Raw genomic sequence first — 16,517 nt, 5'->3', positions numbered from 1 at the left:
GGTAAAGGACAATAGGTCGTTCGAAAAAAAGAACAAAATTGCCGTTTTTCAGATCAACGCACGCAACGCCCTTGCTGCAGGAAAAACCATAGAACAGTCCCGGCAAAGCGCCAAGCGAGGGTTTTGCAGAACGTTACCGCTTTATGGAATGCCACGATTTGCGCCGACACGCGCACTGACAAAACCCGCCAAACCCGGCATGGACGCCCCGAGCCGACCTAGGTATGATGTCGCCCGCTGCACCAGTAGCTCAGCTGGATAGAGTACTGCCCTCCGAAGGCAGGGGTCGTGGGTTCGAATCCCGCCTGGTGCACCACGAATCAAACGAGAAAGCCCCGGACTGTGATGGTCCGGGGCTTTTTTGTGGCTGATGCAAACACGTCGGCTTCACTCCGTCGTCCAGTCAAACTCGTCGTAATCATCATCGTCTTCATCCTCGACCTCCTCTTCGAGGATGTCCTCTTCTTCCAGCGCTTCCTTTTGCTGATTCAGCAGAAATTCCTTACGCGTCTCGGTAATCGCTCGCCGCATGTCCTCGCCCTTTTGCGGGCAGTTGAGTAACTGGGCGATGCGGTCGATTTTCGGTGCCACGGTGTCCTCCAGCGCATCGGCAATAGGCCGATAGTGCGCGTTTTTGCGAGGCAATGCCAAATGGCTGGGTGCGAAAACCGACAAATGCTCAGAACAGATTGAACGGTACGTTCGCCACCAGCCGAAACTCGTCGTAGCTGCCGTCAATCTGCCCGCCACTGGCCCGGTGGTTGTAGACGATGCTGCGCAGCACGGTGTTTTTCAGAGTCCCGGACTGCACGACATAGGCGACCATCAAACCGTTCTCGTTGTGTTTGGCACCGTCGAGGCCGCGCACGTTGTAGCCCGTGTTACGACCTGCGCGATCGCCGTCGTAGTGAGTCCCGTCGATGTTCCAGCCCTTGGCATGCCAGAGGCTGGCGGTCAGGCCAGCAATGCCGTAGGTGGCCAAATCAAGGTCATAGCGCATCTGCCAGGATTTTTCGTTGGGGCCGTTGTAGTCCGAGTACAGCGAGTTGGCCATGTAGTTGCCGGTCGATTCCCATACGTAGTCGAAGTATTCGTCGCCGGACACCTGCTGCCAGGCGGCGGTCAGCGCATGGGCACCGTGGGCGGCGGTCACCGCCAGGCTATAGGCGTCGTTATCGATAAAGCCCAGATGCTGCTCGCCCTGATCGCGGGTGCGGTAATAGTTGAAACTGGTTTTCACGGCCAGATCCGCGCGGCTGCCGGCCTGATGAATCACGCCCAGATAATACTGCTGCCACATGTCTTCGAAGCGCGAGCCATAGGCGCTGAAGGTCAGGCCGCCCGGACTCTTGGCAGTGCCACCGGCGTAGCTGATGCGCGAGCCGCTGTAGGCGCGATTGCCGAAGGTGGTGGTCAGGCGTTCGCTACCGCTGCCGGTGCGCGGAATGGCGCGCTCGAAACTTCCTGCCTGCAGCGCCAGCCAGTCGCGTTCGTTGCTGTTGAGGGCAACGCCCTGGAAGGTGGAAGGCAGGGCGCGGTTGTCTTTGTAGCGCAGGATCGGATTTTCCGTGAGCATGCGCCCGGCCTTGAGCTCGGTGCTCGACATCCGCAACTTCATCGCCCCTACCCCCAGCCGGCTCCAGGTCGGCACGGCGTCGCCCGCGCTGTCGACCAATACGCGGTCGCCGCCATTGGCAACCGCGCCGTGGCCGCGTTCGAGGGTGACCGCGCTGAACAATGAGGCATCCACACCCAATCCCAAATCACCCTGGGTGTAGCCGGAGCTGTAATTGAGCATGCCGGTCTGCACCCAGGTGATGCGCTCGCGGGTTGGCTGTGCCACGCCGTTTTTCTTGATCACCAGGTGCGTGCTGCGCTGGGTGTGCTGATTGGAATAATAGTGGCGCAGGTTCAGGTTCAGCTGGCTACCATTGAGCAGGCCTGTGGCCTGATCCTGCGGCGATACCGCTTCGGCGGCCCAGCCGGATGGCACGACGGCCAGGGTTGCAACCACCGCGCGAAATACATGTGCTTTCATCAAAACGTGCCTGCAAAAGAAAAGACGCACCGCTGCGACGCGGTGCGCTTGGGCGATACACACAAGCGCAGGGCATCAGCGCAACGGTACGGACGGCCAGCGCTCGATCGGTCCGCGCCAGCTCTCGTATGCCTTGGCGCAGCGCAACAGCCACTGATCGGCGAAGCGCGGAGCAATCATCTGCAAACCGATCGGCATGCCTTGGGTGGTGAAACCGCAGTTGATCGACAGCGCCGGTTGCTCGCCCATGTTCCACGGCACGGTAAACACGATGTGTTCGAACGGTTGGCGCGGATCGTTGCCCGGCGAGGGCCACTCGGCCGGAAAACTGCTGACCTGATTGGTCGGAGACAAGACCAGATCGAGATCGTCAAAGACCCTTGCACAGCGGCGCCGCATTTCGAAAGTCTGGTTGAAGCCGTCGACCGCCTGCACCGCGCTCATCGTTGTGGCGGGAGCCGCCCACGCCTCGATGTACGGCAAGACCTTGCTGCGCTGCTCCGGGCTCAGGGCCTGCAATTGCGTCAACTGTCGGGCGCGCCAGAAATCATCGAGGCCATCCAGCAAACGGCGATCCATCACCGGCCCGATCAGCACCACTTGCGCACCGTGTGCCTCGAACAGCCGCGCCGCCTGACGCACCGCGTCGCACACTTCGCTGTCGGGCTGAAAACCGCAACCAGGGTCCAGCATCAAGCCGACTTTCACGCCCTGCAGCGCCGGCACTTGTAACTGCCAGTCCAGCGTTTGCGCGGCGAGGCTGGTGGCGTCGCGGCGGTCCGGGCGCGTCAGGTAGCCCATCATCACCGCGCAATCATCGACGGTGCGGGTCATCGGCCCGGCGCAGCGACCGGTGTAATACGGATCAATCGGAATCCGGCCCAGGGTTGGCTTGAAACCGACCAGGCCACACCAGCCCGCCGGCAGCCGCACCGATCCGCCGATGTCGGTTCCAACATGCAGCGGCCCGTAACCGGCGGCGGCCGCTGCGGCTGCACCGGCGCTCGAACCTCCGGGGTTACAGGCAGGGTTCCAGGGATTGCGCGTGATGCCATGCAGACTCGACAAGCCCGAGGACAGCATGCCGAAGTCCGGCACGGTGGTTTTGCCCAGAATGATCGCCCCGCTCTCACGCAGACGCGCAGCCGGCGGCGCATCTTCGCTCGCCGGCACCGCAGATATGGCAGCGGTTCCTTGAGTAACGCAGTCGCCCTGAGTGGCAATCAGCTCCTTGAGAGTCACCGGTACGCCGTCGAGGCCGCCGCGCGGCGCGCCCCGGCTCCAGCGTTCGCTCGACGCTCGTGCCTGCTCGCGTATGCGCTGCGGATCGAACGCACACAGCGCTGCGATGCTCGGCTCCCAGCGTTCGATGTGGGCCAGCAGGTGATCGAAATACTCCAGCGGCGACAACTGGCGGCGGGCGTACAGGTCGAGCAATTGCGTCGCCGATAAATCGTGTAATTCCATCATCTATAGCCATCCGTGCCAGAGCCGTGGTGCGTAACTGCTTCGCTTGCCTTAACGTTCCGGGACCAGCGCCGGCCGCGTCCAGGCCGGCTCGTGCCGACCGAAAAACAGGGCACAGCCAACCCCCACGGCGCCCATGATCGCGGCGTAGGCCACGCACACCCACGGGCTCCACGGCATCAGGGCGATGAGCAACAGCGGGGTGGTGCTCGCCCACAGTGCGTAGGCGATGTTGTAGGTAAACGAAATGCCCGAGACGCGGATGTGTGCGGGAAACAGGCTGACCATCACTGACGGAACCGCGCCGACCACGCCGCAGCTCAACCCGGCCAGCGCGTAAGCCAGCCCGAGCCAGGCGCCGCCACTGATCAGGCAGCCATAAAGCAGTGCGATGCCGACCGGCAGCAATACGCTGTACAGCTTGACCGTACGCCAGGCGCCGATGCGATCGACGATCAGCCCGGCGATCACGCAGCCGATGTTGAGAAAAACGATGCCCAGACTGCTCAGGGCAAAGGTGTGGCCGGGCGTCATGCCGAAACTTTTCTGCATGACGGTTGGCGTGATCACCACCAGTACCACCACGGCCGATGTCAGCACGCAGGTCAGGATGAACGCTGGCAGCAAAGTCTTGCGATGTTCGCGCAGCACGGTTCGCAACGGCAGTTCGGCGTCCGCCGCACGGCGTGCCTGCAATGCCACGAAAACCGGTGTCTCGTTCAACCAGCGGCGCAGCCAGACGCCGATAACGCCGAACACCCCGCCCAGTAAAAACGGCAGGCGCCAGGCGTAATCGAGAATCTCCGCCGGGGTAAACACTTGCGCCAGCAGGGTCGCCGTCAGCGCGCCGAGCAGATAACCGAAGGTCAATCCGGCCTGAAGGAACCCCAGCGCATAACCACGATGCCCGGCTGGGGCATGCTCGGCCACGAACACCCAGGCGCTGGGTACTTCGCCGCCCACGGCGGCGCCTTGCAGGACCCGCAACAGCAGCAACAACAGCGGTGCGAAATAGCCGATCTGGGCGTAGGTCGGCATGATGCCGATCACCAGGCAAGGCACCGCCATCATCAGGATGCTAAGGCTGAACACGCGTTTACGGCCCGACTGGTCGGCAAAATGCGCCATCAGGATTCCGCCCAGCGGGCGCGCCAGGTAGCCGGTGACAAAAATGCCGAAGCTTTGCAGCAGGCGCAGCCATTCCGGCATGTCTGGCGGAAAGAACAGTTGGCTGAGGGTCAGGGCAAAAAACACAAAGATGATGAAGTCATAGATTTCCAGGGCACCGCCAAGGGCCGCAAGGCCCAGGGTCTTGTAGTCGGACCGGGAAAATCGGTGAGGGGGCGAGACATTAAGAGCAGTCATGGATGAGCTCTGAATAGGCCAGTAAAGGAGCGACACCGGCGCACGAAGCGCCCTTGCGAATCGGCTTGCTCCTGCGCCACCTGATCAATTTCAACAGCGCGGTATCGTCTATGCAAACGCAACGCCGGACAACAAAACCCAAGCTCTGTGCTGCTTTTTAGAGGAAATCTGTACATTGAGTTTTCGCTTGTTTAAACAATAATCAGGCCCTCCCTACCCCCCGGACATTTGGCCAATCATGGAAGAAATCACCAGTAACTTCGCCGATTTTGCGCATCCAGACACAGAGTCCATTGCCATCATCCGAGGCCGCGTCCTACAAGCCTTGCAACACTATCTGCTGGAACGCGACTTCAAACAGCTGATGCCGATCCTGATGTCGCCGATCACCGATCCGTTGAACCATGCGGTGTATCCGGCAGAGATCCAGTACGAACAACGGCGCCTGAAACTGACGGCGAGCATGATCTTTCACAAGCAGTTGGCACTGACTGCCAAGGGCCACGACAAGATCTTCATCGTCGCGCCGAACATTCGCCTGGAGAAGGCCGATATCAAGGACTCGGAAAACCACTTGCTGGAATTTTCCCAGTTCGATTTCGAGATCCGCGATGGCGACATGCACCAGGTCATGGCGCTGATCGAAGGCCTGATCAAGCATGTCTTCAGCGAGGTCAACCAGCATTGCGCTGGCGAGCTGAAGCAATTGGGTCGGCAACTGCCGCACTTTGCCACGGCTTTCCCGATCTACAGTTCCGACGAACTGCGCGCCGAGCATGGCGACGACTTCGAAAAAATCATGTCGGCGCAAGCGCACACGCCGTTCTTCGTCACCAACTACCGCCGCGAGTTCTACGACCGCGAGACCCCGGGCAAGCGCGGTACGTACAACAACTATGACCTGATCTATCCCGATGGCTATGGCGAAGCCTTGTCGGGTGCCGAGCGCGAGTTCGAATACGAGCAGATCGTCTACCGCATGAACGAGCTGTCGATGGACTTGCAGCCGTTTGCCAACTACCTGGAAGTGGCTCGCCGTGGCTTGCTGCACCCGAGCGCCGGCGGCGGTCTGGGCATCGAGCGCCTGCTCAAGTTCATTTGCGGCAAGCGGCGCATCCGCGACGTCGCGCTGTTCGACCGCACCGTCGGTACCCGCTTCCTGTTCTGATCCGCATCTGAATCGCAACGCCTGCCCCGCTTCGGCGGTGGCCGGCTGCGCCATGGAGAAACACTATGCCTGCACTGCGCATTCACTGGTGCTCACCGCTCGATAGCGGTCAGCAAAAGGCTTCGGAAAAATACAACACCGGTGCCCTCGATTTCGCTGGCATCGTCGACTTTGCCCAGGAAGCCGATGAGTTGGGCATCGACTCGCTGCTGATGGGAATCAGCTACCACATGCCCGATCCGTTGCCGATGATCGGCGCGCTGGTGCGTGAAACCGAGCGGGTCAAATTCATCCTTGCCTACCGTCCCGGCCTGCTGCCGCCGACGCTGTTCACCCAGATCGTCAACACCGTTTCCTGGATGTCCGACAAGCGCATTGCGCTGAACCTGGTGGCCGGTATCTCGCCGGATGAACAAGCTTATTACGGCGACTTCGTTGCCCACGACGGTCGCTATGAACGTACCGGCGAATTCCTCGACATCCTGCATCGGTTCTGGAAAGGCGAATCGCCGCTGACTTACCACGGCGCCCACTACCGCATCGAAAAAGCCCAGTTGGGCCTGCCCTTCAAAGATGCCGAGCGGCCGCGCATTTACCTCAGCGGCGCCTCGGACATTGCCCAGCAAATCGCTATCGCGCACAGCGATTGCTGGCTGCGTTACGGCGATACCCCCGAGGGGATTGCCGAGGCCAGCCGCACCGTGTTGCAGGCAGGTTGCTCGGTGGGCATCCGCATGCACGTACTGGCCCGCGAAACCCGTGAAGAAGCGCTGGCCGCCGTCGAAAGCATGATGGAAAACCCCGACGAGCAGCACCGTGAATGGGTCCGAGAATTTGTCGGGCGCTGCGATTCCCAGGCGGTGAAGACTTCGTTCCAGCTGGCGGAAAAAGCACAGCACGACTGGCTGTCGCCGATGCTCTGGTCGGGCGCGGTGGCATATCGCGGCGGCCCGGCACTGTGCGTAGTCGGCAGTTATCAGGAAGTCGCCGAGTACCTGTTCGAGTACAAAAAGGTTGGCGTCAGCGAGTTCATTTTCTCCGGCTGGCCGACCCGCGATGAAATGCGCCGGTTCTGCAAGTACGTGCTGCCTTACCTGCGCGAGCTGGAAACGGTGTGGGATCGCGATCATGCCTGAGGTCAGCGCCGATGCCCGGCGCAGGGCGATTCGCCTGTTCGGTGCCGGACTGTTATGCGCCTTGCTGGCAGAACAGACCGTGCTGTTTGCCGTTCCGTTGATGATTTTTCAACTGACCGGCAACGTGCGCTACTCCGGCATCGCCTTCGCGCTTGAATGGTTGCCGGCGCTGATCGCCTACCCGTTTGCCGGGTTACTCGCCGACCGCTTTGGCGGCCGCTTGTTGTTCCGCGCAGCCAACACGGCCCGCGGACTGAGCCTGGGCGTCACCTTGTGGATTTGCTGGTTTGCGCCGCATTGGACGATCTGGGCGCTGATCGGAAACGGCATCGTGCTGTCGGTGCTGATGGCTCCGGTGCGCATGGCGGTGGAGAAAAGCGTACCGCTGATCGCTGGCCCCGAGCGCCTCGCCCATTGTCAGTCGCTGGTGCAGAACATGGAGCTGCTGGCGATGGCGCTCGGCCCGGCACTCGCGGCCGGGTTGGCGATGTACACCGACAAGCGCTGGTTGTTGGGCCTCGCCGCGATGGCGCTGTTCGCCGCCGCGTTGTGCTGGAGGAACCTGCCGACGGCGCGAACCCCGGCCAGCGGTGCGGGCAGCGTGCTCAAGGATCTGGCTCTGGGCTGGCGACTGTTGCTCGGCAACCGGCCGGTGCTGACGCTGGCCGGCCTGAACTTCACCATCAACCTGGCCTTTGCCGCGGTACTGAGCGCCAACGCATTTGTCATCAGCGGAGTCTTCAGCGCTGCCGACGGCGTGTTCGGTCTGATGAACGCCGGGGCCGGCGCCCTCGGCCTGCTGAATTTCATTCTGGTGCCGCGCCTGCTGGCCCGGCTGTCGATCTATCGGCTGGGCGCGCTGGGCTTCGCCTTGTTGTGCCTGGGCCTGATCTGCATGGGCGTGGCCAGCGGCGTGGTGCTGTATGCCCTGAGCTTTCTGCTGGCGATGGCCGGGTGTGCGTGGTTCAACGTGTTCAATCGCACGCAGCGGATCAAAGCCATCGACAAAGCCCATCTGGGCAAAGTCATGGGGCCGTTTTACCTGGTCAATCTGCTGTCCTATCCGCTGGGCGGTCTGCTCACCGCCAGCGTCGGCCACGTCTACGGCCCGCAGGTGCTGATCCTGGTGTTGGCGCTGGTGCTGACCGTGCCCGGCACTCTGCTGTTCATCCTGACCACCCGGCGCTTCCAGTTGGCTCTGGGTGCTCCGTCGCTCGCCATGGAGGCGTCCCAATGAAAGTCCTGCCGCACTGCCTGCTCGCTACCGTCGAGTCCGACTCGCACATGTGGAACCTGGTGTACTTGCAATTGTGGCTCGGCGAACACGGCTTGCAGGTGAAAAACCTGGGCAGTTGCACGCCGATCGACGCCGTACTCGGCGCGCTTGAACAGCGTCGCAGCGACCTGCTGGTGGTCAGCAGCGTCAATGGCCATGGGTATTCGCAAGGCCTGGAACTGATTCGTCAGGTGCGCCAGCGGTATCCCCACCTGCGCTGTGTGATCGGCGGCAAGCTGACCACTTCCGAGGCGCAAACCCTGGCGGTGCGCCGGGCGTTGATCGACGCCGGCTACAACCAGGTGTTCGTCGGCGCCGATGCGATCGAGCAATTCAGCGCGTACCTGAGCGCCCTGCCCACCCAACCCGACGCCGAACCTGCACCTGCCCTCTGTGCGCCGTCCTGGGGCTGATCCCCGACCGCCGCCGACTTCGCCCATTCAAGGATCACTACGATGCACATCGTTATCGTCAACCGCTGGCCGCGTTTTCATGATGAGCGCCGCTGGGACAATGAACTGACTCGCTACGAGGCGTTCTTCGATCATCAACAGCACCGCATCAGTTACGTGGTCGATGCGCCCGGCGCCCAGGGCGTGCTCGCCCCGGCGCAGCAGATTGCCCATCAGGTGCAGGTCGAGGACGTCAATCAATACGAGCAATTGCTGGGTGCGGTTCAAGAGGTCATCGCGCGTGTCGGGCCGGTCGACCAGTTGATCGCGCTGTCCGAGTTCACCCTGGAAATTGCCGCGCGGGTACGCCAGGCCCTGAATATCCCGGGAGATGGGCCGGATGAAGTGGCGGTCTACCGCGACAAGGCGCGCATGAAGGAAATCCTCCAGGCTCAGGGTTGGCCGGTGCCGGCGTTTGCCCGCTGCCACTCGGTCGAGCAGGCCCTGCACTTTGCCGGCGAGATCGGGTTTCCGCTGATCGTCAAACCGGTCGACGGTGCCGCGAGCATGGGCGTGGAGAAAGTCGAGAACGAAGCCGACCTGCGCCGTCTGCTCGCCACCCTCGACCTCAGCCGTTATGAGATCGAAGCCTTCATGCACGGCCAGACCTACCACATCGACGGCTTCGCCGATGTCGACGGCAGCGTGCCGTTTCAAGTGGTATCGCGCTACATCAACAGTTGTCTGGATTTCGCCAAGGCCCAGCCTTTGGGCTCGGTCATCGTTCAGGCGTCGCCCCTGCGCAAACGCATCGAAGCGTTCAGCCAACAGATCCTGCGCGCCTTGAACCTGCGCTGTACCGCGTTTCACCTGGAAATTTTCGTCGAGCCGGACGAGTCGCTGGTGTTCCTCGAAATCGGCGCGCGGGTTGGCGGCAGTGAAGTGCCGCACCTGATCAACAAGGTATTCGGGGTCAATCTTTACGAACACTGGCTGCGCCGCCTCGCAGGCGATCAGGTGCCCCTGCCGGCCATCGACGACGATCCGAGTGGCGGCTGGCTGGTCATCCCCAAACCCGCACAGCTGCCTTGCCGCGTGGTGAAGGCGCAATCACTGCGCGAAGCATTGCCCAACCTGTGGCGCGAGCTGTTGCCCCAACCGGGAGAAATCCTCGAGGCCGGCGGCAGTTACGACGCCCTGCACAGTGGCCGCTTCATTTTTGTCGGCGGCAGCGAAGTCGCGACTGAGCGCGATATCCGCCACACCACCCAGACGTACCAATTCCAGGCTGAAGCGCTATGAACGCCATTCAATTGCAAGCCAGTCACGACGAACCGTTGCTGGGCGAACTCAATCGTTATCTGAAGGCCGACGAACGTCGCGCCGTCGCCACGATCGGCGAGCGCCTGATCGCCGCGGCGGGTGGCCTCGACCGGCTGACCGACTACAAACTGATGGTTGCCTACGGCGGCGGCAAGGACAGCTCCTACACCGTGGCCATGCTGCGCGCCACGCAGTTGCATCTGTCGGTGTTGCACGGTCGCACCTTTCAGCTGCGCATCGCCAACATGCGCCACGCCGGCGTACCGGATGCGGTGATGGCCAACATTGATCGGGTCTACCGCGCCTTGCACCTGTTCGACGATTCGCGAGTGGAAATGCTGGTGGTCGATCATCAACAGATCCGCCCATTCGAACGCCACCTGCCGTTCCCTGACGATGTGCAGGCGATGAACCGTTTTGACGTGTTGATGAACGGCCATCGCACCGCCGGCGATGGTCGGCCGACGTTCTGTAATAGCTGCAACCTGGCCGTGGCCGATTTTTATGGACGCGCGGCGTGGTGGCAGGGCGGGGTCGACGCGGTCGTCACCGGCGACTCGCGCAAGGAACAGAAACACTACTTCACCTGGATCATGCGTCTGGCGCAGCGCCTGGGCCTGAACGTCGACGAGTGTCGCCGCCAGGGTTTTCGCGGACTGCTGCAAGCGCTCGATGGCGTGGCCCAGAGCTATTTCATCGAGCTGTTCGGCGAAGGCTTCGACCAGCAGCGCGAGGAGCGTCGCGTCGCCTGCGGCGATGAGCATGCCGACCCGGCGTTCGTCAGTATTTACGATCTGGTCAGCTACAAAGTCGAGGATCACTGGGAACTGATTACCGAGTTTCTCGATTTCCGCTTCGAAGAGCTGGCGTTCAGTTTCACCGAATCGGACTGCGCCAACCCAATGCTGATGGCGCACTTTCGCGGGCTTAAAGCCGAGTACGTACAAGGCCGCCGCTACAACCAGGGGATTGCCGAATACCTCGAACTGGCGCAGGCGCTGATGCGCAAAAAAGAAATGCCCCAGCGCCTGATCGATCTGGCCATGGCTGCGTATGCCGACGAACAGGGCATGCAAGCCCGTCGCACACTTGCCGCGCGCTTTGCCGAGCAGGCCTTCGGGCTGGATGAGGCGCAACTGGTCTGCATGCAGTTTGCCCCGTTCGTCGACCGTGGCCGCGAGCTGTCGAGTTTTCTCGGACTTTGCCACCCGCAGCAGTTGGGCAACATCGACGTGCTGCACCAGATCCTCGCCGGCGAACATAACGAACCGGGCCTCAGCCAGTGGCTGAGCCAGGTCAGCGGTCTGCCGTTGCCGGCGTTGCGCAGCTTGTATGCGCACCAACGGATCGACTTCGACAGCGATGCCACGCTGATCGCCCGGGTCCGTGCCGGCGATCCGCATAAGGGCCGCGTCAGTCGCTACGACCCGGCCACCGGTGAAACCGTGGTCGAACTGGTCTCGGGGCGCTAGGGATGACCACGTCTTGCGGCGGCTATTTTGAGCAGTTCATCGAGCGTGCCCGCGCCCGCGGCGAACTGGTGGTGCAACCGCGCATGGGCTTTGGCACCCTTCAGCAGATGCGCGCCGGGCTGGCCAGTGTCGCCGACCTGCGCTGCGCGGCCATAGGCACCATCACCCTGGACAGCTACACCCGCGTCGGCGATTACCAGAGCGCCTTGCAGTGTCTCAACAGTGCTGCGCCGATGAACGGTTTTCCGATCATCAGCCACCCGATTGAAGCGGTGCGCAGCATGCTCGCCGGGCTGTACGGTGCGCAGTTTCCGATCCAGATCCGCCACGGCACGGCCAAACCGCAAAACGTATTCCAGCGCCTCGCAGCCCTGGGGCTGGACGCCACGGAAGGTGGCCCGGTGTCGTATTGCATGCCTTACAGCCGCTTGCCGCTGGCCGAGGCGGTCAGCGCCTGGGCCGACAGCTGCCGGTTACTGGCCGGCGCGACCGAGCATGCGCACATCGAGAGTTTCGGTGGCTGCCTGCTCGGGCAGCTGTGCCCGCCGTCGCTGCTGGTCGCCATGACCCTGCTCGAAGCGCTGTTCTTCCGCCAGCACGGGATTCGCAGTGTTTCGCTCAGCTACGCCCAGGGCACTTCGCTGGAGCAGGACTTCGGCGCGTTGCAGGCATTACGCGAATTGGCCGCCGACTATCTGGACGGCGCTCACTGGCATGTCGTGGTGTATTCCTACATGGGCGTCTTTCCGACCACGCAGCACGGCGCCCGCCGTTTGATTGGCGACAGCGCGCGCTTGACTCAGGCCGCCGGTTGCGAACGGCTGATCGTCAAGACCGTCGCCGAATCGCGGCAAATCCCCAGTGTCGACGACAACCTCGACGCCTTACGCATGGCGGCCGAAGCGGCGGCCGCGGAACTGCCAACGATGGGCGCGGGCGGCGCTGGCTACTACGAGCAAACCCTCTTCGAAGCGCGACGACTGGTGGAAACCGTGCTGGACCTGCACGCCGACATTGGTCTGGCGCTGATTCAGGCATTCGCTCGCGGCTTGCTCGACATCCCTTATTGCCTGCATCCGGACAACCCCGGACGCGCCACCACCCGCATCGACGACCGCGGCGCGCTGCGCTGGGGCAATACCGGCGGCCTGCCGTTGCCGCGTGGCAGCGGCGGGTCGCTGAACGGCCCCGGCGTCAGCTCCAGCGAACTGTTTCAGATGTTGCATTACACGGTAAATCGTTATGACCAACCCTTGCATTGATTCCAGCCTCGCGCCGTTCATTCTGGTCGACGCGTATTCCACGGGTGCCCTGTTGGCCCGTGCACTGGCCGGCGAGCGGCGCTTGCTGCATGTACGCTCCCGCGCGCAGATGCCGGCGGCGTTTGCCGCAAGTTGCCCGACGGAGCTGTTCGTCGCCGATTACAGCGTCGCCGACGAAGGCCTGGAAGCGCTGATTGCCAGGCTCGCCGCGCACCAGCCGGCGGCGGTGTTGACTGGCAGTGAATTTGGCGTCGAGCTGGCCGATTTGCTCGCCGCCCGCCTCGGCCTGCCCGGCAATGACCCGGCAACATCGGCGGCCCGCCGCGACAAATCGCTAATGGCCGAGCAGGTCGCTCAGGCCGGACTGCCGGTGGCGGCGCAATTGCGCACCCGCTCGATGGCCGAGGCGCTCGCCTGGTTCAAGGCGCGTGGCGGCGCCAGCGTCGTCGCCAAGCCGCTGGACAGTGCTGGCTCCGACAACGTGTTCATCTGCCACGACGCGCTGGAGTTGCAGGCCGCCGTCGAAACGATTCTCGGGTCGACCAACCTGATGATGCTCGACAACCAGGCGCTGCTGTTGCAGGAATACCTGAGCGGCGATGAGTACGTGATCAACAGCGTCAGCCATGAGGGCGAGCACTGGATTACGGACGTATGGAAAAGCTCGAAAACCTTCGCTGCTGATGGTCGCAAAATTTATGACTGCGAGGACCTGCTGCCAGCCGACGCCCCGCAATTGCCACAACTGATCGAATACGTGCAGGGCGTCCTCGACGCACTGGGCATCGTCCATGGCCCGGCGCACACCGAGTTGATTCTGACCGCCGAAGGCCCGCGTCTGCTGGAAACCGGCGCGCGGCTTTCCGGGCTGGCCTGCCCGCCTGCCCTGCAAGCGGCGACCGGTAACGATCAGGTCGCGCTGACCTGTCTGAGCTATCTGACGCCTGCGCGTCTGGGCCAATGGCCCAAGCGCTATCGGCTGCTGCAACACGCCAGGTGCCTGAACCTGATCGCCCATCGCTCGGGTCTGTTTGCGCAGGGCCAGGCACGCCAGCGCCTGGAAACCCTGGCGAGTTTTCACAACGTCAGATTCCGCCGCGCCGAGGGGGCAGCGATTACGCCCACCATTGACCTGAACAGTTCACCCGGCGCGGTGTTTCTGTTGCACCCGCTGTCCGCGCGTATCGAGGCCGATCACGCCGCGTGGCGAGGCTGGGAACGCGACTGGTTGTAACCACAGACAACCCCGCCAACGGGGCTTGAAAAGGAAAGAGAGCATGAGCCTGCATACCCGAACCAAACGACTGAGCGTGCCGCAATTGGTCGCCATGAAGGGACAACAGAAAATCGTCTCCCTGACCGCCTACACCAGCCATATGGCGAAGTTGATGGACCCGATCGTCGATTTCATCCTGGTCGGCGATTCCACCGCCATGGTCGGTTACGGCCGCACGTCGACCCTGGACATGAGCCTGGATGAAATCATTGCGCACACCCGCGCGGTGGTCAGCAGTACGCGCCTGGCGTGTGTGATTGCCGACATGCCCTTCGGCAGTTATCAGGAGTCGCCGCAACAGGCCTACCGTAACTGTGCGCAGGTGCTGGCACGGACCGGCTGCGACGCGATCAAGCTTGAAGGCGGTGCCGTGCTGGCCGAAACCGTGGAGTTTCTGGTCAAGCGCGGCATCCCGGTGATGGCGCATATCGGCCTGATGCCGCAATACGTTCACACCATGGGCGGTTTCAAGGCACAGGGCATGAACGAAACGGCTGCGCAGGCGATTGAAGCCGATGCGCGCGCGCACCTTGCCGCCGGCGCTTTCAGCCTGCTGCTCGAAGGCGTTGCCGAAGGTGTCGCGCGGCGGGTGACCGAGCTGTCGCCAATGCCGACCATCGGCATCGGCGCCTCGCCGTCATGCGACGGCCAGGTGCTGGTGACCGAGGACATGCTGGGCCTGGGCGGGGACCACGTGCCACGTTTCGTCAAACAGTACGCCGATGTCGGCGCGCTGATCACTCAGGCCTGCGACGCCTTTGCGACGCAAGTGCGCGAGGGCACCTTCCCCGAGGCCCGGCACTGCTATGGCGTCGACTGAGCGGCGGACACGGCGCTCTCATCGTGAATCGCCTGAGTCAGCATCTTCAATGCGTGGGCAATGTCCTTGCTCCAGTCGAGGGTGTAGCTCAAGCGCAGGTGATGCTGCCATGCGCCCTGCTGACTGAATATCTCGCCGGGCGCAATCACGATGCGTTTGGCCAGCAGACGCTCGAACACCCGGCGCATGTTCACTGGCCGCGTCGCTTCGACCCAGAATGCGGCGCCGCCCAGCGGGGCGACGATGCGCAACTGACCGTCGGTGTGTTCGTGCAGCATTTCCTGCATGCGCTGCATGCGACCGACCAACAGACTGCGCAACATTTGTGTGTGCTGATCGATCCGGCGCGTGGTGTACAAGCGCGCGATCGCCTTTTGCCGGATCGGCGACAAGCGAAACGCCCGCTCAAGAAACAGCCGATGCAGTTCGGGGCCCTGAAACCGGCTCAGCACATAGCCGTAGGGGGCTTCCGAACCGATGATCTTGTCGAAGGTGGAAAACACCACCAGACGCTCGGGGTCGGCAAAATCACGGTAGCGCGTGGCGCCTGGCGCGAAACAGAACTCGCCGTAGCTGTCGTTTTCAAGCAGCCAGATGCGCCGTTCCGCCAGCCAGCGGCAGATCAGTTTCTTGTCCTCGCCCGGCATCAGACTGCCATGGGGAATATTCACCGTCGACGACAGCACCGCCACGCTGATCGGCTCGCGCTGCAACAACAGCTGCAGTTGCGGCAAGTCAAAACGCCCATCATCGCCCAACGGCAGTTCAATGACGCGGATCCGCGCAGCCTGCAACTGGCGCAGAATCGCCCAGGAACACGGCGACTCCACCAGCGCCACGGTGCCGGTCAGTTGCAGCGCTTCGAGGGATAACTCCAGCACGCTGCGCAGGTCCGAGCCGATGTACACGTGCTCGGCGCGCCAGTAGCAGCGCGTCGAGCGGGTGTAGCGATCCGCCAGAACGCTGCGCAATTCGGTCTCGCCAAAGGGCTGATACAGCGGCGCGTGGGAACGCGGGTACTGACGCGTCAATTCGCGCTCGGTCATCAGCAGCGGGTTTTCCAGCGACAGCAGCATCGCCGGTGCATCGCTGCTCAGCGCCAGCATGCCGGGCTGCCGGGCACTGGCGAAAACGCTGTCGAGCAGGTTCGGCGAGCCCTCGCTGACCAGCGCCGAAGGCATGGCCCGGGTGTAGTAACCGAGCTTGGGGCGCGCATAGATCCGCCCCTGATCCTCGAGCAGGGAATAGGCATATTTGGTCGTGGAGACTGACACGTTCAAACGCTGCGCCAATTGCCGCAGCGACGGCAGTTTCTGCTCGCCTTCGGGATGGGCGGCTTCGATCAGTTCGACGAGATAGCGATAAACAGCCTGGTAGGCAAATGTCGAATCTTTACTTGGGTTCATGCTCAATCGCTTCAAATCCTGGTGCGTTAGGTACTGCGCTCGCCCGTCGAGGTCAAAACCTCGAGGCCAGCGCTTGCACTCGGCCATCCATGCCAACGCTCGGGCATCGTACCGAT

At 62.6% G+C, this 16,517-nt stretch carries 14 protein-coding genes and 1 tRNA gene; 10 read left to right on the top strand and 5 right to left on the bottom strand.

The features are described 5' to 3' along the window. The first annotated feature begins 239 nt into the window (after window positions 1–239). Window positions 240–316 (top strand) — tRNA-Arg (locus tag HU765_RS05845). 71 nt (window positions 317–387) lie between these two features. Here HU765_RS05845 and HU765_RS05840 read toward each other — a convergent pair. From HU765_RS05840 to HU765_RS05825, 4 genes are all read right to left on the bottom strand, one after another. Next, a complete protein-coding gene (locus tag HU765_RS05840) occupies window positions 388–651 on the bottom strand; it encodes a hypothetical protein (RefSeq protein ID WP_186619377.1) in 264 nt (87 codons plus the stop codon). A gap of 28 nt (window positions 652–679) precedes the next feature. Continuing rightward, window positions 680–2,038 carry an OprD family outer membrane porin gene (locus tag HU765_RS05835; RefSeq protein WP_186619376.1) on the bottom strand — a complete coding sequence of 453 codons (1,359 nt, stop codon included), beginning with the start codon at window positions 2,036–2,038 and terminating at the stop codon, window positions 680–682. 75 nt (window positions 2,039–2,113) lie between these two features. Beyond that, window positions 2,114–3,508 carry an amidase gene (locus HU765_RS05830; RefSeq protein WP_186619375.1) on the bottom strand — a complete coding sequence of 465 codons (1,395 nt, stop codon included), beginning with the start codon at window positions 3,506–3,508 and terminating at the stop codon, window positions 2,114–2,116. Between the two features lie 48 nt (window positions 3,509–3,556). Beyond that, window positions 3,557–4,870, bottom strand: a complete 1,314-nt coding sequence (locus HU765_RS05825; protein ID WP_186619374.1) for an MFS transporter — start codon at window positions 4,868–4,870, stop codon at window positions 3,557–3,559. Between the two features lie 238 nt (window positions 4,871–5,108). Here HU765_RS05825 and HU765_RS05820 point away from each other — a divergent pair, with 238 nt between their 5' ends. The 9 genes from HU765_RS05820 to panB all read left to right on the top strand — a co-directional run bounded on the left by HU765_RS05820 (window position 5,109) and on the right by panB (window position 14,995). Continuing rightward, entirely contained in the window at window positions 5,109–6,038 is a 930-nt protein-coding gene (locus HU765_RS05820) for an asparagine synthetase A (protein ID WP_186619373.1), read from the top strand. A gap of 65 nt (window positions 6,039–6,103) precedes the next feature. Next, on the top strand, window positions 6,104–7,174 hold the full coding sequence (locus tag HU765_RS05815; protein WP_186619372.1) for an LLM class flavin-dependent oxidoreductase: 1,071 nt from the start codon (window positions 6,104–6,106) through the stop codon (window positions 7,172–7,174). Beyond that, window positions 7,167–8,411, top strand: coding sequence for an MFS transporter (locus HU765_RS05810; protein ID WP_186619371.1), 1,245 nt, complete (start codon window positions 7,167–7,169; stop codon window positions 8,409–8,411). Before HU765_RS05815 ends, HU765_RS05810 begins: the two co-directional genes overlap by 8 nt. Then, window positions 8,408–8,863, top strand: a complete 456-nt coding sequence (locus tag HU765_RS05805; protein WP_186619370.1) for a cobalamin B12-binding domain-containing protein — start codon at window positions 8,408–8,410, stop codon at window positions 8,861–8,863. Before HU765_RS05810 ends, HU765_RS05805 begins: the two co-directional genes overlap by 4 nt. Window positions 8,864–8,905: 42 nt before the next feature. Next, entirely contained in the window at window positions 8,906–10,144 is a 1,239-nt protein-coding gene (locus HU765_RS05800; RefSeq protein WP_186619369.1) for an ATP-grasp domain-containing protein, read from the top strand. Then, the gene (locus HU765_RS05795; RefSeq protein WP_186619368.1) at window positions 10,141–11,637 is read left to right on the top strand and encodes a hypothetical protein; all 1,497 of its coding nucleotides are present in this window, start codon (window positions 10,141–10,143) and stop codon (window positions 11,635–11,637) included. Before HU765_RS05800 ends, HU765_RS05795 begins: the two co-directional genes overlap by 4 nt. Window positions 11,638–11,639: 2 nt before the next feature. Further along, window positions 11,640–12,899, top strand: coding sequence for a methylaspartate mutase (locus HU765_RS05790; RefSeq protein WP_186619367.1), 1,260 nt, complete (start codon window positions 11,640–11,642; stop codon window positions 12,897–12,899). After that, window positions 12,880–14,133, top strand: coding sequence for an ATP-grasp domain-containing protein (locus HU765_RS05785; RefSeq protein WP_186619366.1), 1,254 nt, complete (start codon window positions 12,880–12,882; stop codon window positions 14,131–14,133). The genes HU765_RS05790 and HU765_RS05785 overlap by 20 nt, the downstream gene beginning before the upstream one ends. A gap of 43 nt (window positions 14,134–14,176) precedes the next feature. Then, a complete protein-coding gene (gene panB / locus HU765_RS05780) occupies window positions 14,177–14,995 on the top strand; it encodes a 3-methyl-2-oxobutanoate hydroxymethyltransferase (RefSeq protein ID WP_186619365.1) in 819 nt (272 codons plus the stop codon). Here panB and HU765_RS05775 read toward each other — a convergent pair. Then, entirely contained in the window at window positions 14,980–16,401 is a 1,422-nt protein-coding gene (locus HU765_RS05775) for a PLP-dependent aminotransferase family protein (protein ID WP_186619364.1), read from the bottom strand. The genes panB and HU765_RS05775 overlap by 16 nt on opposite strands. Window positions 16,402–16,517 lie beyond the last annotated feature (116 nt).

Origin of the sequence: Pseudomonas sp. SWRI81, assembly GCF_014268545.1 — a bacterium.
In the GTDB taxonomy this organism is placed as follows: Bacteria; Pseudomonadota; Gammaproteobacteria; order Pseudomonadales; family Pseudomonadaceae; genus Aquipseudomonas; species Aquipseudomonas hamedanensis.
The sequence above is the reverse complement of the archived record's forward strand: the minus strand, read 5'-3'. Positions and strand labels throughout refer to the sequence as shown.